This is a genomic window from Paucibacter sp. KCTC 42545 (genome assembly GCF_001477625.1).
Taxonomy (GTDB): Bacteria; Pseudomonadota; Gammaproteobacteria; order Burkholderiales; family Burkholderiaceae_C; genus Paucibacter_A.
The window spans coordinates 1,271,780-1,291,449 of the sequence record NZ_CP013692.1; the positions used below are offsets into that span (position 1 = coordinate 1,271,780).

17 protein-coding genes and 1 other RNA gene are annotated in these 19,670 nt (G+C 62.7%); 5 read left to right on the plus strand and 13 right to left on the minus strand.

Annotated features, from left to right (window positions below; all coding sequences use genetic code 11):
- Positions 1 to 24: 24 nt before the first annotated feature.
- Complete coding sequence (locus tag AT984_RS05595; RefSeq protein ID WP_058719243.1) at positions 25 to 1,146, plus strand: glycosyltransferase; 1,122 nt, start codon at positions 25 to 27, stop codon at positions 1,144 to 1,146.
- Here the strand turns inward: AT984_RS05595 and AT984_RS05600 are convergent.
- The 13 genes from AT984_RS05600 to gyrA form a co-directional block, all read right to left on the minus strand.
- Positions 1,143 to 2,168 (minus strand): glycosyltransferase family 2 protein, encoded by a 1,026-nt coding sequence (locus AT984_RS05600; protein ID WP_058719244.1) that lies wholly within the window; start codon positions 2,166 to 2,168, stop codon positions 1,143 to 1,145. The two genes, AT984_RS05595 and AT984_RS05600, sit on opposite strands and share 4 nt — an antisense overlap.
- A complete protein-coding gene (locus AT984_RS05605) occupies positions 2,168 to 3,139 on the minus strand; it encodes a glycosyltransferase family 32 protein (protein ID WP_058719245.1) in 972 nt (323 codons plus the stop codon). Before AT984_RS05605 ends, AT984_RS05600 begins: the two co-directional genes overlap by 1 nt.
- A gap of 19 nt (positions 3,140 to 3,158) precedes the next feature.
- Positions 3,159 to 3,872, minus strand: a complete 714-nt coding sequence (locus tag AT984_RS05610) for a glycosyltransferase (RefSeq protein ID WP_442952166.1) — start codon at positions 3,870 to 3,872, stop codon at positions 3,159 to 3,161.
- A gap of 141 nt (positions 3,873 to 4,013) precedes the next feature.
- Positions 4,014 to 5,168: a lipopolysaccharide assembly protein LapB gene (gene lapB / locus AT984_RS05615; RefSeq protein WP_058719247.1), complete on the minus strand. Its 1,155-nt coding sequence runs from the start codon at positions 5,166 to 5,168 to the stop codon at positions 4,014 to 4,016.
- Entirely contained in the window at positions 5,158 to 5,457 is a 300-nt protein-coding gene (locus AT984_RS05620; protein WP_058719248.1) for a lipopolysaccharide assembly protein LapA domain-containing protein, read from the minus strand. Before AT984_RS05620 ends, lapB begins: the two co-directional genes overlap by 11 nt.
- Before the next feature lie 67 nt (positions 5,458 to 5,524).
- Positions 5,525 to 5,830, minus strand: coding sequence for an integration host factor subunit beta (locus AT984_RS05625; RefSeq protein ID WP_058719249.1), 306 nt, complete (start codon positions 5,828 to 5,830; stop codon positions 5,525 to 5,527).
- Between the two features lie 250 nt (positions 5,831 to 6,080).
- Positions 6,081 to 7,790, minus strand: coding sequence for a 30S ribosomal protein S1 (rpsA, locus tag AT984_RS05630; protein ID WP_058719250.1), 1,710 nt, complete (start codon positions 7,788 to 7,790; stop codon positions 6,081 to 6,083).
- A gap of 159 nt (positions 7,791 to 7,949) precedes the next feature.
- Complete coding sequence (gene aroA / locus AT984_RS05635) at positions 7,950 to 10,049, minus strand: 3-phosphoshikimate 1-carboxyvinyltransferase (RefSeq protein WP_058719251.1); 2,100 nt, start codon at positions 10,047 to 10,049, stop codon at positions 7,950 to 7,952.
- 117 nt (positions 10,050 to 10,166) lie between these two features.
- Complete coding sequence (locus tag AT984_RS05640) at positions 10,167 to 11,045, minus strand: prephenate dehydrogenase (protein ID WP_058719252.1); 879 nt, start codon at positions 11,043 to 11,045, stop codon at positions 10,167 to 10,169.
- Between the two features lie 33 nt (positions 11,046 to 11,078).
- Positions 11,079 to 12,203, minus strand: coding sequence for a prephenate dehydratase (gene pheA, locus AT984_RS05645; protein ID WP_058719253.1), 1,125 nt, complete (start codon positions 12,201 to 12,203; stop codon positions 11,079 to 11,081).
- Positions 12,196 to 13,317: a 3-phosphoserine/phosphohydroxythreonine transaminase gene (gene serC / locus AT984_RS05650; RefSeq protein ID WP_058719254.1), complete on the minus strand. Its 1,122-nt coding sequence runs from the start codon at positions 13,315 to 13,317 to the stop codon at positions 12,196 to 12,198. The genes pheA and serC overlap by 8 nt, the downstream gene beginning before the upstream one ends.
- A gap of 92 nt (positions 13,318 to 13,409) precedes the next feature.
- Positions 13,410 to 14,009 carry a DUF2059 domain-containing protein gene (locus tag AT984_RS05655; RefSeq protein WP_082679816.1) on the minus strand — a complete coding sequence of 200 codons (600 nt, stop codon included), beginning with the start codon at positions 14,007 to 14,009 and terminating at the stop codon, positions 13,410 to 13,412.
- An 8-nt stretch (positions 14,010 to 14,017) separates the two neighbouring features.
- On the minus strand, positions 14,018 to 16,696 hold the full coding sequence (gene gyrA, locus AT984_RS05660; RefSeq protein WP_058722117.1) for a DNA gyrase subunit A: 2,679 nt from the start codon (positions 16,694 to 16,696) through the stop codon (positions 14,018 to 14,020).
- 266 nt (positions 16,697 to 16,962) lie between these two features.
- On the opposite strand from gyrA, the gene ompA reads away from it, so the two are divergent.
- From ompA to ssrA, 4 genes are all read left to right on the plus strand, one after another.
- On the plus strand, positions 16,963 to 17,616 hold the full coding sequence (gene ompA, locus AT984_RS05665) for an outer membrane protein OmpA (protein WP_058719255.1): 654 nt from the start codon (positions 16,963 to 16,965) through the stop codon (positions 17,614 to 17,616).
- A gap of 95 nt (positions 17,617 to 17,711) precedes the next feature.
- Positions 17,712 to 18,413 (plus strand): bifunctional 2-polyprenyl-6-hydroxyphenol methylase/3-demethylubiquinol 3-O-methyltransferase UbiG, encoded by a 702-nt coding sequence (gene ubiG, locus AT984_RS05670; protein ID WP_058719256.1) that lies wholly within the window; start codon positions 17,712 to 17,714, stop codon positions 18,411 to 18,413.
- Positions 18,410 to 19,111: a phosphoglycolate phosphatase gene (gene gph / locus AT984_RS05675; RefSeq protein ID WP_058719257.1), complete on the plus strand. Its 702-nt coding sequence runs from the start codon at positions 18,410 to 18,412 to the stop codon at positions 19,109 to 19,111. The genes ubiG and gph overlap by 4 nt, the downstream gene beginning before the upstream one ends.
- Positions 19,112 to 19,124: 13 nt before the next feature.
- Positions 19,125 to 19,497, plus strand: a transfer-messenger RNA (tmRNA) gene (gene ssrA / locus AT984_RS22365).
- Positions 19,498 to 19,670: the final 173 nt, after the last annotated feature.

Here is a 19,670-nt window from a genome sequence, read left to right on the forward strand (position 1 = left end):
GCCGCTGTTTCTATACTGCCCGGCATGAGCGTTCCAGAGAATTCAAGCGTCGCGCCGACGCATCGCGTGCGCGTGCTGCACTTCGTGACCGGTGGGTTTTCCGGTGCCACCCAGGTGGCCGTTGATTTGTGCTTGGCCTCGCTGGCCGGCACGCGCATCGAGCCCATGCTGGTGTTGCGCCGCAAACGCAATACCGATGCCGCCCGGGTGCAAGCGCTGCGCGAGCGCGGCCTGCGGGTGGAGGTGCTGCCGGGCTGGTCGCATCTGGCCACGATCTGGGCTTTGCGGCGCTTGTGTGTGGAGTGGCGGCCGGCCGTGTTGATGGCGCATGGCTTCCCCGAGCATTTGATCGGCCGCTGGGCTGGGCTGTTGGCCAAGGTGCCGGCCCTGGCGCAGGTGGAGCACAACAGCCGCGAGCGCTATAGCGCCTGGCGTGCCGCGCAGTCGCGCTGGCTGAGCCGCTACACAGCCAAGCTGGTGGGCGTGTCAGAAGGCGTGCGGCGGCGCTTGGTGCAGATGGGCTTGCCCGAGGCTAAGACCCTGGCCATTCCCAATGGCGTCAAGCTGGAGCGCTTTGACGCCGCTGCGCAGCAAGACTTTGCACAACGCGCGCCCGGGCTGGTGATGTCGGCCCGCTTTGCGCGCCAGAAGGACCATCTCACCCTGATTCGCGCGGTGCACCTGCTGGGCCAGCAAGGCCTGCGCCCCAAGCTCTTTCTGGCTGGCGCGGGCAAGGCCAACTACCGGCTGGCCGCAGAGCGGCTGGTGAGCGAGTTGGGCCTGGGCGCGCAGGTGGAATTTCTCGGCCATTACGCGCAGATGCCGCAGCTGCTGATGAGCCAGCAGATCTGCGTGCTGTCCACCCATTACGAGGGCATGCCCTTGGCCTTGGTGGAGGGCATGGCGGCCGGCTGTGCCTGTGTGGCCAGCCTGGTGCCGGGGGTGGAGGGCTTGTTGGAACCCGAGAGAACCGGCTTGCTGGTGCCTGAAGGAGATGCTGCGGCTTTGGCTGAGGCTTTGGCGCGATTGCTACGCGATCCGTTGTTTGCCGCCGCCTTGGGCGCGGCAGCGCGTGAGCAGGCTTTGCGCGAGCATGGCGTGGCCTTGATGACCCAGCGCTACGAGGATTTGTTGCTCTCGCTCTAACTCGCGCGGCGCAGGCACAGCCAGAACTGCAGGGCGCGCAGCACCATGCCGCGGCGCAGATAGGCTTGCAGCAGTTGGCCTGCCGTCAGCGGCGAAGAGAGGCGCCATTCCTGAGCAAATCGCTTCAGGTCGCCGGCGGCATCGCCTTTGGCATCGGTGTTGCCGAGCGCCCGCCGCCGCTTGCAGGCGCGCAGCAAGGTGCGGGCACTGAAATGGGCCACCTCAAACTCGGTTTGTGCATGGAAGGGTGTGCCGCTCGCCTTCATTGCCGCGCCGTAACCCAGCAGGGCCTGCATCCAGTCGTCAATGCGGGCTGCCGACAAATTAGCCAGCGCGCTGCCGGGGCGTTGGCGATAGCCGACCCAGACCTCGGGCACGTGGTGGTAGCTGTTGACCTGCAAAGCCACACGCGGCAGCACGGCTAGGTCTTCGAAAATGCGGCCCAGGGGGAAACGCAGCTCGGCCGGCCAGATGGCGCGGCGGATGATCTTGGACCAGGGGTGCAGCTGCCCCGCCTTGAACAGGCCCTGGATCAAGGCGTCGCGGTCATGGCACAAATGGCCTGTGCTGCCGGCTTCGCCCTCAAAAGTGCTGACATGGGCCAGGCGCGGCTTGCGCACGCGGCCGCTCTCATCCTCGAAGGCTCGGAAGTCACACATGATCAGATCCGGTGTCTCGGCCTTAATCAAGGCCTTGAGCTTGGGGATGACGCCAGGCTCGACCAAATCGTCCGGGTCAATGAACCAGAGGTAGTCGCCACGCGCATCGTCGAGCAGGCGGTTGCGTGCCGCGCTGACGCCTTGGTTATGGCTTTGCGTCAGCACGCGCACCTGGCGCGGGTGGGTTTGCTGTAGTTGGGTCAGTAAGGCGGCCGAGGCGTCGGGTGAGGCGTCGTCCACGAAGACCAATTCCACCCCGGCATCGGCCTGCTGAAGAATCGAGTCAGCGCAGGCCAGTAAATAGGCTTCGACCCGGTAGACCGGCAGCAGGATGCTGAGCCAGGGCGTGGGCGTTTGAGCCATCAGCGCTGCAGCAGTTTGGCCAGGGCGCTGCCTGGCAAGACCTGACCCTTGGCCACGCCACGCTCAAAGACGCGTCGGTCACCGCCACGCAGCTTGATCAGCACCGGCAGGCGGTTGGGGCAGGGCGTCCAGGCCAGGCGGGCAAATAGATGCCGCTTGCGCCAGCCCAGGGCCTTGTGAAAGGCGAAGGCAGAGTCTTCCGCGCGGGTCAGGGCGAGGCGATAGGCCTGCTCACCCGCATCCAGAATCACGGCCGCGGCCACATGCATGATGAGGTATTGCTGGTCCTTAGGGCCAAGACCTTGAACCACGCGGTCGAGCTTGCCTTGCTCACGCAAGCGGTCCAGATAGGCCGCTTCGCCCAAGCTGATGGCCAGTTCGAACTCAGCGGCCAGCGCGCTGACAAACGGGCTCTCGGGCGGGGCCGCCATGAACCAGTTTTCAACGATGGGCTGATCGGGCCGGGTCGTGAAGCGGTCAATATAAAAACCGACGAACTCGGCCTTGTGCTCGCGCTGGGCTTGATGCACCCAGTCCAGGCTTTGACACAGCAAGATCGAGGCATCGACCCACAGGCCACCATGGATCGCCAGCAATTGCAGGCGCAGCCAATCGGCTTGGCGGTAATGGGGCAGGGCATCGAGCCGGCTCAGCAGGGCGCCGTCCTCGTCCTTCAGCCATTGTCGGAAATTGCCCTGGTGCAACAGGCGCAATTCATGGTCAGGTGCAAATCGGCGCCAATTGGCCTGGCATTGCTGAATGAAGGCCGGCGGTGGGCTTTCATGCCAATAGGCCCAGATGATTTTCGGGATGGCGGCAGGTGCATGCAGCGGGGCTTTGCCGATGGCTACTTGTTGGGCGCTTGCCGGCACCCGGGCGCGCAAAATCCGCAGCACTTCCCAGCCCAATACCAGCAGCAATACGGCCGCAAGCAGTTGCAGCACGCCCAGCAGAACTGCCCAGACCGTCATGCCATCACGCCTTCTACGCTCACTCGCACCAGTGCTGGGCGATCCAGGGCGCCGGGCGCGCATGGCGCCAGTTGCCGTTGTTGCGGCCGGCCAGGGCATCGGGCGGGTTCATCACGCCGTGGAAGATCAGGATGCGTGCGCCCTTGGGGATGAAGGGCTCACGCCAATAACTGGTCGGCCAGACGGGTAAGCAGTGGTATTTGTAGCTGGCGCACCAGCTGGACTCCCAGTACTTGACCTTGCCTTGCTTGTGCAAGACATCGGTCAAAAACGCCTGCTCGTTGCGGAAATCGGCCTTGGCCTGGGCTTGGTTGGCGCAGAACTGCGTCAGCACGTCATCGTGCGCGCCCAACTCGAAGCGGTAGACCGAGGAATTGCCGGTGATGCGCCAGGGGCGCTTCCAGTCGTGAATGATCAAAAACTCGCCCGGCACTTCAAAGAAGGGCGTGATGTCGTCAACGATCACCACATCCAAGTCCAGGAACAGGGCCGTGCCTTGCAGGCCGTAGCGCTGGCCGAGGTCGGGGCTGAAGGTGGTCAGCTTTTTCCAGCCCCGCTCGGGCTCACCATTAGGCAAGGTCAGCTCGGGGATGGGGAAGCACTGCACCTCGGCGCGGATGCCTTCGGTGCGGTCGGTCAGGCAAACGAACTTGAATTCGCCCACGAGATGGCGGCGCACCATGGCGTAGAGCCGGTTCACATATTCGGGGCCGTACTTGGTTCCCCATTTCATGCAGAGGATGACTCGTGTAGCGCTCATTTCAATCTTTCGCGGAACTCATGTCCAAGCCAAGCAGGGGCCGCAGAACCGGCTTTGCCGGGCTGCTGGCGCCGCCCCCTTGAGGGGGACGCGCGGTAGCGCTTCGGGGGTGGGTCATAGTTCTTCGACGTGACGGGGCGGATAGGTGTCCCAGTTCAAACAACCGGGGCATTGCCAGAAATAGTGCTGGGCTTCAAAGCCACAGGCGGCGCAGCGATAGCGTTGCAGCGGGCGCGCGGCGCGGTCCAGGGCCACGCCTACCAGGGGCGCTTCCTCTTCGCTGAGCTTGGAGGCGCTGACGGCCAGCAGGTTGCGCGCTGCGCTCAAGCTGGGCTGCTCGCGCAAGTGTTCGGTGAGACGCTGGCGTTGCTGTGCGGCGGCGGGCTCGAGCTTGGCGATGGCACCCAGCAGATGCAAGCCCGGCGTGCGCTGGTACTGGGCGCTGAGGGTCGCCAACGCGCGTTCAGCACTGCCGCTGCCGCAAGCCAAGGCAGCCTCGGCATAGTCCTTGGCGACCAGATTGAAGGCCTCGGGGTTCAGGGCCAGCAGCTCGGCGTAAGCGGCCATGGCGGCTTCGGCATGGCCGCGGCGGGCCAGCATTTGGCCGGTCAGCACATGGGCGCGTGCTGCTTGGGGCGCAGCCTTGCGGGCCTCTTGCAGCAGGCCCTTGGCTTCGTCGATCTGCTCACGCGCCAGCGCTTCGAGTGCCAGTTCGCACAAGTAGTGTGCAATGCGGGTGGCAAAAGATGCCGTACCGGCTTGCTCCAGATGGCGCGCGACTTCGACCGCCTTGCGCCATTCGCGCGAGCGTTCGAACAGGCTCAGCAAAGCCAGTTCTGCCTCGTTCTCGAAGGCGCTGCCGCGCAGCGCGGCATAGGCTTCCTCGGCACGGTCAAACAGGCCGGCTTTGAAGAAGTCTTGCGCCAGCGCATGTTGGGCGCGATCGCGCTCGGCGCGCGGCAGATCGCCGCGGGCCAGCAGATGCTGGTGCACCCGCACGGCACGTTCATACTCGCCGCGGCGGCGGAACAAATTGCCCAGCGCGAAGTGCAGCTCGGAGGTGTCGGGGTCGTTCTGGACGGCTTCGATGAAGGCGTCGATGGCTTTGTCCTGCTGCTCGTTGAGCAACAGGTTCAAGCCCTTGAAATAGGCTTTGGGGGCATCGCGCTGTTCGCGCTTCCACTGGCGGGCATCGAGCTTGGAGGCTAACCAGCCCAGCGCAAACGCCGCCGGCAGCGCGAACAGCAGCCAGCGCAGGTCAAATTCCATCGTGGATCGCGGTAGGGGGCAGGGGATCGGTGGCGGCTGGCGTGGCCGCCGCGTTGTCTTCAAGCGGCGCGCGTTTGGCAACCCGGCGGTGATGCCACCAGGCCGGCACCATGGCCAGTACGCCAAAGCCGCAGCCCAGTCCGAAGGCCGTCAGCACGATGATGACCAAGGGGGCATGCCACTCATGGCCAAAGAACCAACGCACCACGACTTCGTGGCTGTTGTTCAGCGCGAAGGCGAAGAGCGTGAAGAAGAGGAAGGCTCTGAAAAGCCAGATGAAGATGCGCATGGAGTAGGCATTCTACGGGTGCCGCGGCACACCTCTGCGCAAAGCCGCTGTCGGTGTTGATCCGACTTTAAGGCGCGCTGGCTTCGAGCGAGCTTTTGGCGTCCACGCCTTCTCGCAAGGCTTTGCCGGGCTTGAAGTGAGGAACCAGTTTTTCAGGGATCAAGACCTGCTCGCCGCTGCGTGGGTTGCGGCCCTTGCGTGGCGGGCGGCGGTTGACGGTGAAGCTGCCAAAGCCGCGAATTTCGATGCGGTGGCCGCGCGCCAGGGCGTCGGACATGGCGTCCAGAATCGTCTTGACGGCAAATTCGGTGTCGCGCTGGGCCAGTTGGCCAAAGCGGTCTGACAGCAGAGCAACCAGGTCGGAACGAGTCATTGTGGTGTTGTCTGAAACGGTCGATGGAGGGTCCGAGGACTTGCGCAAGAAATCAAAGGCAGAAGCTCTTGCGCAAAACCTGGGGCGACAGGATTGAAAAGGGCTCGCACTTGGAAGTGACGAGCCCTTTTTTGAGCGAGGTGAGATTAGCACAGCGCACTGATCTCACCCTTGCTTGCCCGGCCCAAACGCGTGTATCGCGTTTGGGCCTTCGACAGGCATAAATCCCTTCCGGGATTTATGTCCGGTCTCAGCCTTGGTTGTCCAGCTTGGCGCGCAGCAGGGCGCCCAGGCTGGTCGTGCCGGCGCTTTCGCGCTCAGCAGTGGCGCTCAGGCGCTGCATGGCTTCTTGGTTGTCGGCGTTGTCCTTGGCCTTGATCGACAGCTGAATGTTGCGGGTCTTGCGATCCACATTCACGATCAGGGCGGAGACTTCGTCGCCTTCCTTCAGCACATTGCGTGCATCTTCAACGCGGTCACGGCTGATTTCGGAAGCGCGCAGGTAGCCCAGCACTTCGTCGGCCAGTTCGATCTCGGCGCCACGAGCGTCAACAGTCTTGACCTTGCCGGTCACCGTCATGCCGCGGTCATTGACCGTGGTGTAGGTGGTGAACGGGTCGCTGTCCAGCTGCTTGATGCCCAGGGAGATGCGCTCGCGCTCGACGTCCACGGCCAGAACCAGGGCTTCGACTTCTTGGCCCTTCTTGAAGTTGCGCACAGCAGCTTCGCCGGTTTCGTTCCACGACAGGTCGGACAGGTGCACCAGACCGTCGATGCCTTGAGCCAGGCCAACGAACACGCCGAAGTCGGTGATCGACTTGACGGGGCCCTTGACGCGGTCGCCGCGCTTGACGGTTTCAGCGAAATCTTCCCAAGGATTGGCCTTGCATTGCTTCATGCCCAGGGAGATGCGACGCTTGTCTTCGTCGATTTCCAGAACCATGACTTCGACTTCGTCGCCCAGGGTGACCAGCTTGGAAGGAGCAACGTTCTTGTTGGTCCAGTCCATTTCGGACACGTGCACCAGACCTTCGATGCCCGGCTCGATTTCAACGAATGCGCCGTAGTCAGCGATGTTGGTGATCTTGCCGAACAGGCGGGTGCTGGTGGGGTAACGACGAGCAACGCCGAACCAAGGATCGTCGCCCAGCTGCTTCAGACCCAGCGAAACGCGGTTCTTCTCAGCATCGAACTTCAGGATCTTGGCGGTCAGTTCCTGACCAACCGTGACCACTTCGCTCGGGTGACGGACACGGCGCCATGCCATGTCGGTGATGTGCAGCAGGCCGTCGATACCGCCCAGGTCCACGAACGCACCGTATTCGGTGATGTTCTTGACCACGCCTTGAACGATGGCGCCTTCGGCCAGCGTTTCCAGCAGCTTGGCGCGCTCTTCGCCCATCGAAGCTTCGACCACGGCACGACGCGACAACACGACGTTGTTGCGCTTGCGGTCCAGCTTGATGACCTTGAACTCCATGGTCTTGCCTTCGTACGGGCTCATGTCCTTGACCGGACGTGTGTCCAGCAGGGAACCCGGCAGGAAAGCGCGGATGCCATTGACCAGAACGGTCAGGCCGCCCTTGACCTTGCCCGACACGGTACCGGTCACGAAGTCGCCCGACTCCAGTGCGGTTTCCAGCGACAGCCACGAGGCCAGACGCTTGGCCTTGTCGCGCGACAGGATGGTGTCGCCGTAGCCGTTTTCGATGGCGTCGATCGCCACGGAAACGAAGTCGCCGATTTGAACTTCCAGCTCGCCCTGGTCGTTCTTGAATTCTTCGATTGGCACGTAGGCTTCAGACTTGAGGCCGGCGTTCACAACCACAAAGCTGTGCTCAACGCGCACGACTTCGGCCGAGATCACTTCACCGGCGCGCAGGTCGGAGCGCTGCAGCGACTCCTCGAACATGGCGGCAAAAGAGTCAGGAGCGAAAGCTGCGGTTTGGGTTTGGGACATGAGGTTTCCTGGACCTGCTGCAACAAGCGTTTGTTCGCAGGCGGTGGGTGCAAGGCCTGTGAGGGCTTTACGGGTTAGGTTGTTGACAGCGCCGGGGCAATGGAGCCCTGGCGACGTTTTGGCTTCGGTTTTTAAGGCCTCGGCCGGGTCATTTGTCGTTCAACGCTGAACGGCAAATGGCCTTTTTTGTGCCCACCAATCCAGCACCAAATCGAGTGATTCCTCAATCGTTTGGGCCGAGTTGTCGAGCATTTGTGCGTCTGCGGCAGCTAGAAGAGGCGATGCGGCGCGGTTTTTATCCCGTGCGTCCCGGCTCTCCAAATCTTCACGCAAGCCCACGATATTAGCCGAAAACCCCTTGGAAATCAATTGCTTATACCGCCGCTCGGCGCGCGTTGAGGCGCTGGCCGTGAGAAATACCTTGAGCTGGGCGTCGGGGAAGACGGCGGTGCCCATATCGCGCCCGTCGGCCACCAAGCCCGGCAAGCGGCGGAAATTCAGCTGCAATTGGTTCAGCGCGGTGCGCACTGCTGGGTGTGCGGCCACCTGCGAGGCCATCAGGCCGGTGGCTTCGCGGCGCAGCTCGTCGGTGATGTCTTCTTCGTCCAGCCAGACGCGGCCATTCTTGAAGCTCAGGTTCAGCCCACCGGCGACGGCCGCGACGGCCGCGCCATCGTTGAGGTCGACCTCGCCCCGGTCAGCCGCCAGCGCGCAAGCGCGATAGAGCGATCCGGAGTCGAGAATGATGTAGCCCAGGGCATGGGCCACTTGGTCGGCAAGCGTGCCTTTGCCTGACGCAGTGGGGCCGTCGATGGTGATGACCGGGATGTCTTGCGCGCGCGCCTCGACCACCGAGAACAGGGTTTCAAAATAGTCCGGGAAGGTCTTGGCTACGCACTGCGGGTCGAGGATGCGCACCGGCACGGCGGCGTCGGGCTCACCCTGTTGCTCGCCACCGGCACCGCGCTTGAGCGCTTGTTGTGGGTCGTTCTTGATGCGCTCCGGGGCGCGATCCGCCAGCAAGCCGTTGAAGGCGGCCAGCGAGAAGCACATCGCCACGCGGTGATCGTCGTAGGTGTGGATGGCGGCGGCATGCCATTCGCGCAGCGGGTGAACGCGCAACCAGTCGCTGCCTTCTTCCACTTCGGCACCCAGCTTGCGCAGCTCGGTGGCCATGGCGGCGATGCGGTCGGTTTCCTTGACCCGCCAGCTGGCGATATTGCGCAATGTGGTGGGGCTGTCGGCATACAAGGCCATCACCGCCAGGGTCATGGCGGCGTCGGGGATGTGGTTGCAGTCCAGCTCGATGCCGCGCAGCGGCCAAGCGCCGCGCCGCACTTCCAGCCAGTTCGGCCCCATCTCAACTTGCGCGCCCATGGCCTGGGCGGCTTCGACAAAGCGCACATCGCCCTGCAGGCTGGCGTGGCCCACGCCTTCGATGCGCAGGGCTTCGTCATTGGCCGCGATGGCGCCCAAAGCAACGAAGTAGGAGGCCGAGGAGGCATCACCCTCGACGTGAATATCACCGGGCGAGCGATAGCGGCTGCCGGCCGGGATGGTGAAGCGTTGCCAACCCTCGCGCTGCACCTGGATGCCAAAGCGCTCCAGCAGAGCCAAGGTGATGTGGACATAGGGCTTGGAGATCAGCTCGCCCGTCACCTCGATCACCACGGCCTGCTCGGTCGCCACCAAGGGCAGGGCCAGCAGCAGCGCGGTGAGGAATTGGCTGGACACGTCGCCGCGCACGCGCACGGGCTGGTCCAGCTTGAGCGCGGAGGGGCCGCTCAGGCGCAACGGTGGGTAGCCCTCATTGCCCAGGCAGTCGATTTGGCAGCCCAGCAGGCGCAGGGCGTCGACCAAATCACCGATGGGCCGCTCGTGCATGCGCGGCACGCCGCTGAGCTCGAAGCTGGCGCCTTGAGTGGCGGCCAGCAGGGCCAATGCCGCGGTGAGGGGGCGCATGGCGGTGCCGGCGTTGCCGAGGAAAAGCTTGGCTTCGCGCTGGCGCAGTTGCGCGCCGATGCCGGTGACATGCAGCACGCCGTCGTGACCGGTGTCCAGCACGCAGCCCAGCTCTTTCAACGAGGCCAACATGACGGCGGTGTCGTCCGAATCCAGCAGGTCGTGCACGGCGGTGCGGCCTTCTGACAAACCCGCCAGCAGCAGCACACGGTTGGAGATGCTCTTGGAGCCCGGCAAACGCACGGTGCCCGCGGCGCTGCGCAGCGGAGGGAGGTCGAGGAAAGGAGTCTTGAACATGGGCGTGAACAGTTGGGGCGCAAACCAGGTGGTTCACGTGGTTTTATCTACGGCGGTGTCGGCTGCGGCGTCTGCTGCTGGGCGGGCTGCGAAAAGCGTTGCGGAAATAGCTGGCGGCTACTTGAGCAAACGCGGCGCGCCCATTTGCCATTGCGCACGCGCTTCGGAGATCAAGCGGATGCGTGCCTCCAGCGCGGCGGCATCGTCGGCCTTGATCAAGGCTTCAAGCGCATCCAGGGTCTGGCGAAAACGTTGGGCCTGCACCAGAACTTCGGCCTTGTTGGCCATCAGGATATCGCGCCAGACGGCCGGGTCACTGGCGGCGATGCGGGTGAAGTCGCGAAAGCCGGGGCCGGCCAGGCTCAAAAAGTCGCGCCCGGAAGCCTGGGTTGCTACCGACTGGAAATAGGCGAATGCCAGCAGATGCGGCAGATGACTGACTGCCGCAAAGGCTGCGTCGTGATTCTTGGGCGTCATCTTCAGCACCTGCGCGCCGAGCTTGGACCACACATCGGTGGCTTTTTGCACTGCGAGCGGGCTGGTCTCAGGCAGGGGCGTGAGGATGACTTGGCGGCCTTGGTAAAGCGCGGCCTCGGCATGTTGAACGCCGCCGCTTTCCTTGCCGGCAATCGGGTGGGCCGGCACAAAGCTGGACAGGCGGTCACCCAGGGCGGCGCGGGCGGCATCAGTGACATCGCACTTGGTGGAGCCGACATCCATCACCAGCATCTGCGGCGTGATCAGATCGCGAATCGCCTTGAGTGTGGCTTCGGTGGCGGACACGGGCACGGCCACCAGCACGATGTCCGAGCCAGCCACGGCCAGCAAGGCCGACTCAGCGGCAACGTCGATCACACCCAGGCGCTTGGCGGTCTCGGTGGTGGAGGGGGATTTGCTATAGCCGATGACGCGCTTGACCAGGCCGGCCTTCTTCATCGCCAGGGCAAACGATCCGCCCATCAGGCCACAGCCAATCACGCCAAGTTGCTTGTACATACTGCTTCGGGTTTTCGGGCCTTGCTTAGGCACTTAGGCTTTCACTGGGTAAGCGCCAATGATCTTGAAGAAGGCGCACAACTCGCGCAACTCCGCCAAGGCTGCCGCCACATGGGGTTGCGTCGGGTGGCCGTCCAGATCAATGTAGAAATAGTAATCCCACTGGCCGGTGCGTGCCGGGCGCGATTCCAGGCGCGTCATCGACACGCCATGGGTCTTCAGTGGCACCAAGAGGTCATGCATGGCGCCGGGGCGGTTCGGCACCGAGACGATCAGGCTGGTGCAGTCACGGCCCGTGGCCGGCGGCGTGGCCATGGTCTGCGGCAGGCAGATCACAGCGAAGCGGGTGCGGTTGTAAGCCTCGTCCTGCACCGCGTGGGCGACGATGTGCAGGCCGAAAATGGTGGAGGCGCGCTCGCCCGCAATGGCCGCCCACTCGGGGTTGCTGGCGGCCAGACGGGCGCCCTCGGCATTGCTGCTGACGGCCCGGCGTTCGGCATCGGGCAAATGCTTGTTGAGCCAGTTCTGGCATTGCGCCAGGGCTTGCGGATGCGCCAGCACGGCCTTGATGCCGGCCAAGGAATTTTCCTTGCACATCAGATTGTGGCGGATCAGCAGGCTGACTTCACCGACCACATGGGTGGGGGTGTGCAGGAACAAGTCCAGCGAGCGTGTCACCACGCCTTCGGTCATGTTCTCAACGCCCACCACGCCATATTGGGCGCTGCCGCTTGCAGTGGCGTGGAAGACTTCGTCAAAGTTGGCGCAGTAAATCAGGTCGGCAGCGCCGCCAAAATACTCGATCGCCGCTTGCTCGCAGAAGGTGCCCACCGGGCCCAGCACGGCGACGCGTTGCGGGGACTCGAGTGCCAAGCAGGCCGACATGATTTCGCGCCAAATGGCGGCCACATGTTCGCCTTGCAGCGGGCCGGGGTTGGCGGCCTTGATCTTTTCGATCACCTGCGCCACGCGGTCGGGGCGGAAGAAGGGCGTGCCTTCGCGGCGCTTGACCTCGCCCACCAACTCGGCCACTTTGGCGCGGCGGTTCAATACATCGAGCAGTGTCTTGTCCAGCGCGTCAATCTGATCGCGCAATGCCAGTAATTCGCTTGCTGGCGCGGCGTTCGTGCCTTCGCTGCCAGCCGGAGTGTCAGCCATGTTGTGCCTCAAAATCCTTCAGGTATGCCACCAGGGCTTGCACGCCCTCCAGTGGCATGGCGTTATAGATCGATGCACGCATGCCGCCCACCGACTTGTGGCCTTTGAGTTGCAGCAGTTGTCGTGCTTTCGCGCCATCCAGGAAGGCCGCGTTCAGCGCCGGCGTGTTGTACTCGCCGCGCAGATAAAAAGGGATGTTCATGCGTGAGCGGCAATCGGCCGCCACACGGTTTTCAAACAAATTCGAAGCGTCCAGCGCGCCGTAGAGCAGGGCGGCTTTGTCGATATTGCGCTGCTCGATGGCGGCCACGCCGGTCTTGCCGGCATAGCTAAAACGTTTGAGCCACTGGAACACCAGGCCGGCCACGTAGATCGAAAAGGTCGGCGGGGTGTTGTACATGGATTGGGCCGCGGCCACGGTCTTGAACTCAAAGGCCGACGGGCATATGGCCAGGGCGCGGTCCAGCAAGTCCTTGCGCACAAACACCAGGGTCAGGCCAGCTGGGCCGATATTCTTTTGCGCGCCGCCGAAGGCCAGGCCGACTTTGGACCAGTCAATCGAGCGCGAGAGCTGGTGTGAGGAGCAGTCAATCACCAAGGGCGCATCGCTGCCCAGTGACTTCAGATCGGGCAGTTGATGAAATTCGACGCCGTCGATGGTTTCATTGCTGCAGATGTGCACATAAGCCGCGTTCTTGCGCAGCTGCCAGCTGGCCGGTGCGGGAATGGTGCTGAACTTGGCCGGCGCGCCATCGGCGGCAATGCCAACGTCGGCATAACGCCGCGCTTCCTCGGCGCTTTTTTTGGACCAGGAGCCGGTGACCACCACATCCACTTCGCCGCCACGCGACAGGTTCAGCGGCACGATGGCGTTCTCCGCCAAGCCGCCGCCTTGCATGAACAAGATGTGGAAATTGCTTGGCACCTGCAGCAACTCGCGCAGGTCGCGCTCGGCCGTCGCGCAGATCGCCGTGAACTCGGGGCCCCGGTGGCTCATCTCCATCACGCTCATGCCACTGCCATGCCAGTCCAGCATCTCGGCGGCCACCTGGCTCAAGACTTCTTCAGGCAGAGCGGCCGGGCCGGCGGAGAAATTGAAAGGGCGCTGGGTCATGGACTTGGGGCGAGGGCGGCAGATGAGGGGTGCTGTCGCGAATCAAGGCACCGAGCCTGGCTGGGTGCCTTGTGTCGCGAGCCTAAGCGGGCTTACTTCTTGACTGCAGGCTTGGCGGCCGAGGCCGGTGCTGATGCGGCCGGCTGGATGCCCAGCTGCTTGCCAATCGACTGCTGCAGTGTCTTGAAGCGGGTCTCCAGCGTGGGGCCGGTTTCGGCCATCAGCTTGTCCATCAACGACTTCTGCATCTCGCCGCTGGCTTGGCCGAACTTCTTGTTGACCGGCGATTCCAGCCAGTTCAGCAATTGCTTGAGCTCATCCTCGCTGAAGCGCTCGTCCAGCACTGCGCCGACGGTGGATGGGGCCAGCTTGACGGCCTTGTCGCGGATCATCGGCGTGTTGTCTTCGACGAACTTCTTGATGTCGGCTTCGATTGCTTTGGCCGTGGCCTCGCGCTTTTCGGCTGGCACTTGCTGCAGGGCGGCACCCGCACCTTGCATCAGATTGCCCAGCGGCTGCTGCAGCACGCCGCGGGCCAGCTGCTCATAACTCTGCGCTTGCAGGGACAGCAGCTTGGCGATGATTTCCTTCTTGGCCGGCGAGGCGGTCGAGGTGGCGGACTGCGCAAAGCTCAGATTGGCGCACAGAGCCAAGGCGGTGGCGGCGATGATCTTCATGGACTTGGTGGTCATGTTCAAGCTTATTCCTTGGTGGTGTCGTCGCCAGCGTCGTCGGTCGGGTTGGCTGGTTCGTTGGAGGCGTCAGCAGCGTCGCTGGCTTCAGCGGCATTGCCTTCGTTGGCGTCGTTCTCGACGATGCGCTGCAAGCCCGAGAGCTTGGAGCCATCATCCAGCGCGATCAGGGTGACGCCTTGCGTGGCGCGGCCCAGTTCACGGATTTCCGAAACACGGGTGCGCACCAGCACGCCGCGGTCGGTGATCAGCATGATTTCGTCTTCTGCGCGCACCAGGGTGGCGGCCACCACGCGACCGTTGCGCTCGGTTTGCTGGATGGCGATCATGCCCTTGGTGCCGCGGCCGTGGCGGGTGTACTCGGTGATGGAGGTGCGCTTGCCGTAGCCGTTTTCGGTGGCGGTCAGCACGCTCTGCGTTTCGTCCTCGGCCACCAGCATGGCGATCAGGCGCTGCTCGGGCTCGAGCATCATGCCGCGCACGCCGCGGGCGGTGCGGCCCAGCGGACGCACATCGTCTTCGTCAAAGCGCACGGCCTTGCCGCCATCGCTGAACAGCATCACGTCATGCTTGCCGTCGGTCAGCGCGGCACCAATCAGGTGGTCGCCTTCGTCCAGTGCGATCGAGATGATGCCGGCCTTGCGGGGGTTGGAGAAGTCTTCCAGCGAGGTCTTCTTGACCGTGCCGAGGGCAGTGGCCATGAAGATGAAGTGACCTTCGGGGAAGCTGCGGAACTCACCGGTCAAAGGCAGCACGACGGTGATCTTCTCGTCTTGCTGCAGCGGGAACATATTGACGATGGGCTTGCCGCGCGAATTGCGCGAACCCTGCGGCACTTCCCACACCTTCAGCCAGTAGACGCGGCCACGATTGCTGAAGCACAGAATCCAGTCGTGGGTGTTGGCGATGAAGAGTTGGTCGACCCAGTCGTCGTCCTTGGTCTGGGTGGCTTGCTTGCCGCGGCCGCCGCGTTTTTGCGCGCGGTATTCGCTCAGCGCCTGGCTCTTGATGTAGCCGGTGTGCGAGAGCGTCACCACCATATCGGTGGGCGTGATCAGGTCTTCGGTGCCCAGTTCCTGGGCGTTATGTTCAATCGCGCTGCGGCGTGCGCCTATCTTGGTTTGGCCGAATTCCTGGCGCACTTGCACCAATTCTTCGCCAATGATGGCGGTGACGCGGGCGGGCTTGGCCAGGATGTCCAGCAAGTCGGCGATCTGCGACATCACTTCCTTGTACTCGCTGACGATCTTGTCCTGCTCAAGGCCGGTCAAGCGCTGCAAGCGCATCTGCAGGATTTCGCTGGCTTGGTCGTCCGACAAGCGGTAGAGGCCGTCGGACTGCATGCCGAACACCGGCTCCAGCCCTTCGGGGCGGAAGGCATTGCGGCCGCCAGGCGTGTCGCCTTCGGCGCGCACCAGCATCTCGCGCACCAGCGAGGAATCCCAGCTCTTGGCCATCAAGGCGGCCTTGGCCACGGGCGGCGTGGGCGAGTTCTTGATGGTGGCGATGAACTCGTCGATATTGGCCATGGCCACGGCCAGGCCTTCCAGCACATGGCCGCGATCGCGCGCCTTGCGCAACTCGAAAATCGTCCGGCGCGTCACCACTTCACGGCGGTGCTCCAGGAAGACCGTGATCAGGTCTTTCAGGTTGCACAGCTTGGGCTGACCGTCGATCAGCGCCACCATATTCATGCCGAAGGTGTCTTGCAGCTGCGTCTGTTTGTACAGATTGTTCAGCACCACTTCGGGCACTTCACCGCGCTTCAATTCGATCACCACGCGCATGCCGGACTTGTCGCTCTCGTCCTGGATGTGGCTGATGCCTTCGATCTTCTTTTCGTGCACCAACTCGGCGATGCGCTCGAGCAGGGTTTTCTTGTTAACTTGATACGGAATCTCGTCAACGATGATGGCTTGGCGGTTGCCGCGGTCGATGTCCTCGAAGTGGACCTTGGCGCGCATCACCACCTTGCCGCGGCCGGTGCGGTAGCCGTCGCGGGCACCGGACAGGCCATAGATGATGCCGGCGGTCGGGAAGTCAGGCGCCGGGATGATTTCCATCAACTCATCGACGGTGCAATCCGGGTTCTTCAGCGAGTGCAGGCAAGCATCCACCACCTCGTTGAGGTTGTGCGGCGGGATGTTGGTGGCCATGCCCACGGCAATGCCGGTGGCGCCGTTGATCAGTAAGTTGGGCAGGCGGGCTGGCAAGACCAGCGGCTCTTTTTCCGAGCCGTCGTAGTTGGGTCCGAAATTGACGGTTTCCTTGTCAATATCGGCCAGCATTTCGTGGGCGATTTTGGCCAAGCGGATTTCGGTATATCGCATGGCCGCAGCGTTATCGCCGTCCACCGAACCGAAATTGCCCTGGCCATCGACCAACATATGGCGCAGAGAAAAATCCTGCGCCATACGCACGATGGTGTCGTAGACGGCGGTATCCCCGTGTGGGTGATATTTACCAATCACGTCGCCAACGATACGAGCCGATTTTTTATACGCCCGATTCCAATCGTTGTTCAACTCGTGCATCGCGAACAAAACGCGGCGGTGCACCGGCTTCAAGCCGTCGCGAGCATCGGGGAGTGCACGGCCAACGATCACGCTCATGGCGTAGTCGAGGTATGAGCGCCGCATTTCCTCTTCGAGGCTGATGGGCAATGTTTCCTTGGCGAACTGGGTCATGCGCTTGTGCGCGGCCGCACCCATCAGGTGAGCCTGCATCGTTAGAGACGGAAGCCGTGATTCTAAAGGCCTGCGGCTGTAGCAGGATCGCAACAATATTGCCAACTCTGCGGTTCGACGCCGCCACAATACGAAGCCATCGGTGCCCTATGGCACAATCGATGAGTCCCTAGGAGAAACCCGCATTCGGGGATCTATCTAAGGTTTTGTTCAAGCACTTACTGGGCACTCGCAGGGCAACTGCGGCATTCCTTGAGAGGAGAATCATGAAGAAATTGAATCGAGTGGCGTCGCTGATGTCCGTCGCTGTGGTCGCTGCCTTCGCATCGTCCGGCGCTTTCGCGCAGACGGTCGACAACTGGCGTGCAACTGATGGCACCGTTTGGAAAAACGGCACCAACGAATATTGCTGGCGCGATGCCAACTGGACCCCGGCAACTGCCGCGGCCGAATGCGATGGCGCACTGAAGCCCGCTCCTAAGGTTGAGGCACCGGCTCCCGTTGCTCCTCCAGTGGTGGTGCCTCCTGCTCCTCCTGCTCCGAAGCCCGTCCCGGCTCCGGTCAGCGAGAAGGTCACCTTCGCTGCTGATGCCTTCTTTGACTTTGACAAGGCGACTCTGAAGCCTGAAGCCAAGGCCAAGTTGGATGACCTGCTGGCCAAGACCAAGGGTATTAACCTGGAAGTCATCATCGCCGTCGGTCACACCGACAGCGTTGGTACCGATGCTTACAACCAGAAGCTGTCGGTCAAGCGTGCTGAAGCCGTCAAGGCTTATTTGGTTGGCGCCGGTGCTGAGAAGAACCGCGTTTACACCGAAGGCAAGGGCGAGAAGGCTCCTGTTGCTGACAACAAGACTGCCGAAGGCCGCGCCAAGAACCGCCGCGTGGAAATCGAAGTCGTCGGTACCCGCGCTAAGTAATTGCCAAGCGCCCTCGGGCGCTTTGTGCGAGAAGGCCCCGCCTGTGCGGGGCTTTTTTTCGCCCCTGTTTGGCAGTAGCTATTACCATTCCAGCCATGATCAATGCAGACCCCCAAGAACTAGCCAAATTTGGCGACCTGGCCCATCGTTGGTGGGATGTTGAGAGCGAATTCAAGCCGCTGCACCAAATCAATCCGCTGCGGCTTGATTGGATTGCCAGCTATTGCCCGCTGGCCGGCAAGACGGTGCTTGATGTGGGTTGCGGTGGTGGCATCCTGACCGATTCTTTGGCCCGCCGCGGCGCCAGTGCTTTGGGCATTGATTTGTCGACCAAACCTCTTCGCGTCGCTCAGCTGCATGCGATGGAGGCGGGTACTGAGAATGTGGAATACCGCGAGATTGCCGTCGAGGCCCTTGCCATCGAGCGTCCCGCCAGCTTTGATGCCGTGACCTGCATGGAAATGCTGGAGCATGTGCCGGACCCGGGCTCGGTGGTGCAAGCCTGTGCCGATCTGGTGAAGCCGGGTGGCTGGGTCTTCTTGTCGACGCTCAATCGCAATGCCAAGTCCTTTGCCCTGGCGATTGTTGGTGCGGAATACATCCTCAAGATGCTGCCGGCTGGCACGCATGAATATGCGCGCTTCCTGCGCCCGTCAGAACTGGCTCAGTTTTGCCGCAACGCCGGCCTGGAATTGCAGGCCAGCCGCGGTTTGACGTACAACCCTTTGACCCAGCGCTATAGCCTGGGCAGCGATACCGACGTCAACTATCTGCTGGCTTGCCGCAAGCTCGCATGAGCGCCGTGCTGACAGAAAAGCTGGGCTTGCCTAGCCCCAGCCTAGTGACCACGGTGCTGTTCGACTTGGATGGCACCCTGGTGGATAGCGCGCCCGATCTGGCGGGTGCTGCCAATGAGATGCGTCACGCGCGCGGCCTGCCGCCTTTGGCTTTGGCTGTGTTGCGGCCCTTGGTGGGCGCTGGCGCACGGGGCATGTTGGGTGCCGCCTTGGATATCGCGCCCCATCACCCGGACTACGAGGCTATGAAAGCCGAGTTCTTGGACCGCTACGAGCAAAGGCTCGCGCAAGAAACGACCATGTTCGATCAGGTCCAGCAGTTATTGCTGGGCTTGGAGTCTGCGGGCTTGGGCTGGGGCGTGGTGACCAACAAGGCCGAACGCTTTGCCTTGCCTTTGACCGAAGCATTGGGCCTGCGGGCAGCAGCCAAAGCGGTCGTGGGTGGCGACACCACGCCGCACGCGAAGCCACACCCCGCTCCCTTGTTGGAAGCGGCCAAGCGTGCCGGCGTGCTGCCCGAGCATTGCATTTACGTCGGTGATGACGAGCGTGACATCGTCGCGGGGCGCGCCGCCGGCATGCAAACTGCCGCTGCGGCCTGGGGATATCTGGGAAATGGGCTGCCAGTGAGCGCTTGGGGCGCAGATATTGTGCTTTCTAGCCCGGCGGAGCTCTTGCAAGTGCTCGGAGTGGCCTAAAATACACAGTTCTGGGGCCGACCAGGTTTCGACGTGGATGCGGATCCGGAGTAGGGCATACCGAGCACCAGTTCGCTCGTAAAACCACTGGAAACAAAGTAACTGCAAACGACTCTACGTTCGCACTCGCCGCTTAATTGCGCGTGAGCTTCTCAACGGTTGGCCCATGGGCCGGGCCCAAGTCGCAAGACAACAGGCTGAGAAGTCATTCACATGGGCTGGTTTTGGATCGGGTTACTCGGTACAGAACGAGATTAAGTGACTGGCGGGAAAGAAAGCGTGCCCCTGCGCGTTCTGGCCCGTGAGATTCAAATCAGAAGGCTAAGTATGTAGAACTGCCCGGTGATGGTTTGCGGACGCGGGTTCAATTCCCGCCGGCTCCACCATAATGTGAAATTCCAACCCTTATCCGGTTGGGATTTTTTTTGTCCGTTCCCCCTGTGTTGGCGCGGTTTCCGGCCCTTGCCTCTTGAGCACGCCCCTCCGGAAGTCGCCGTTCCAGGCGCGCATTCCGCCGTTTTTCTCTCTCTGATCTCTGCGGCCCTCTTGAGCATTCAAG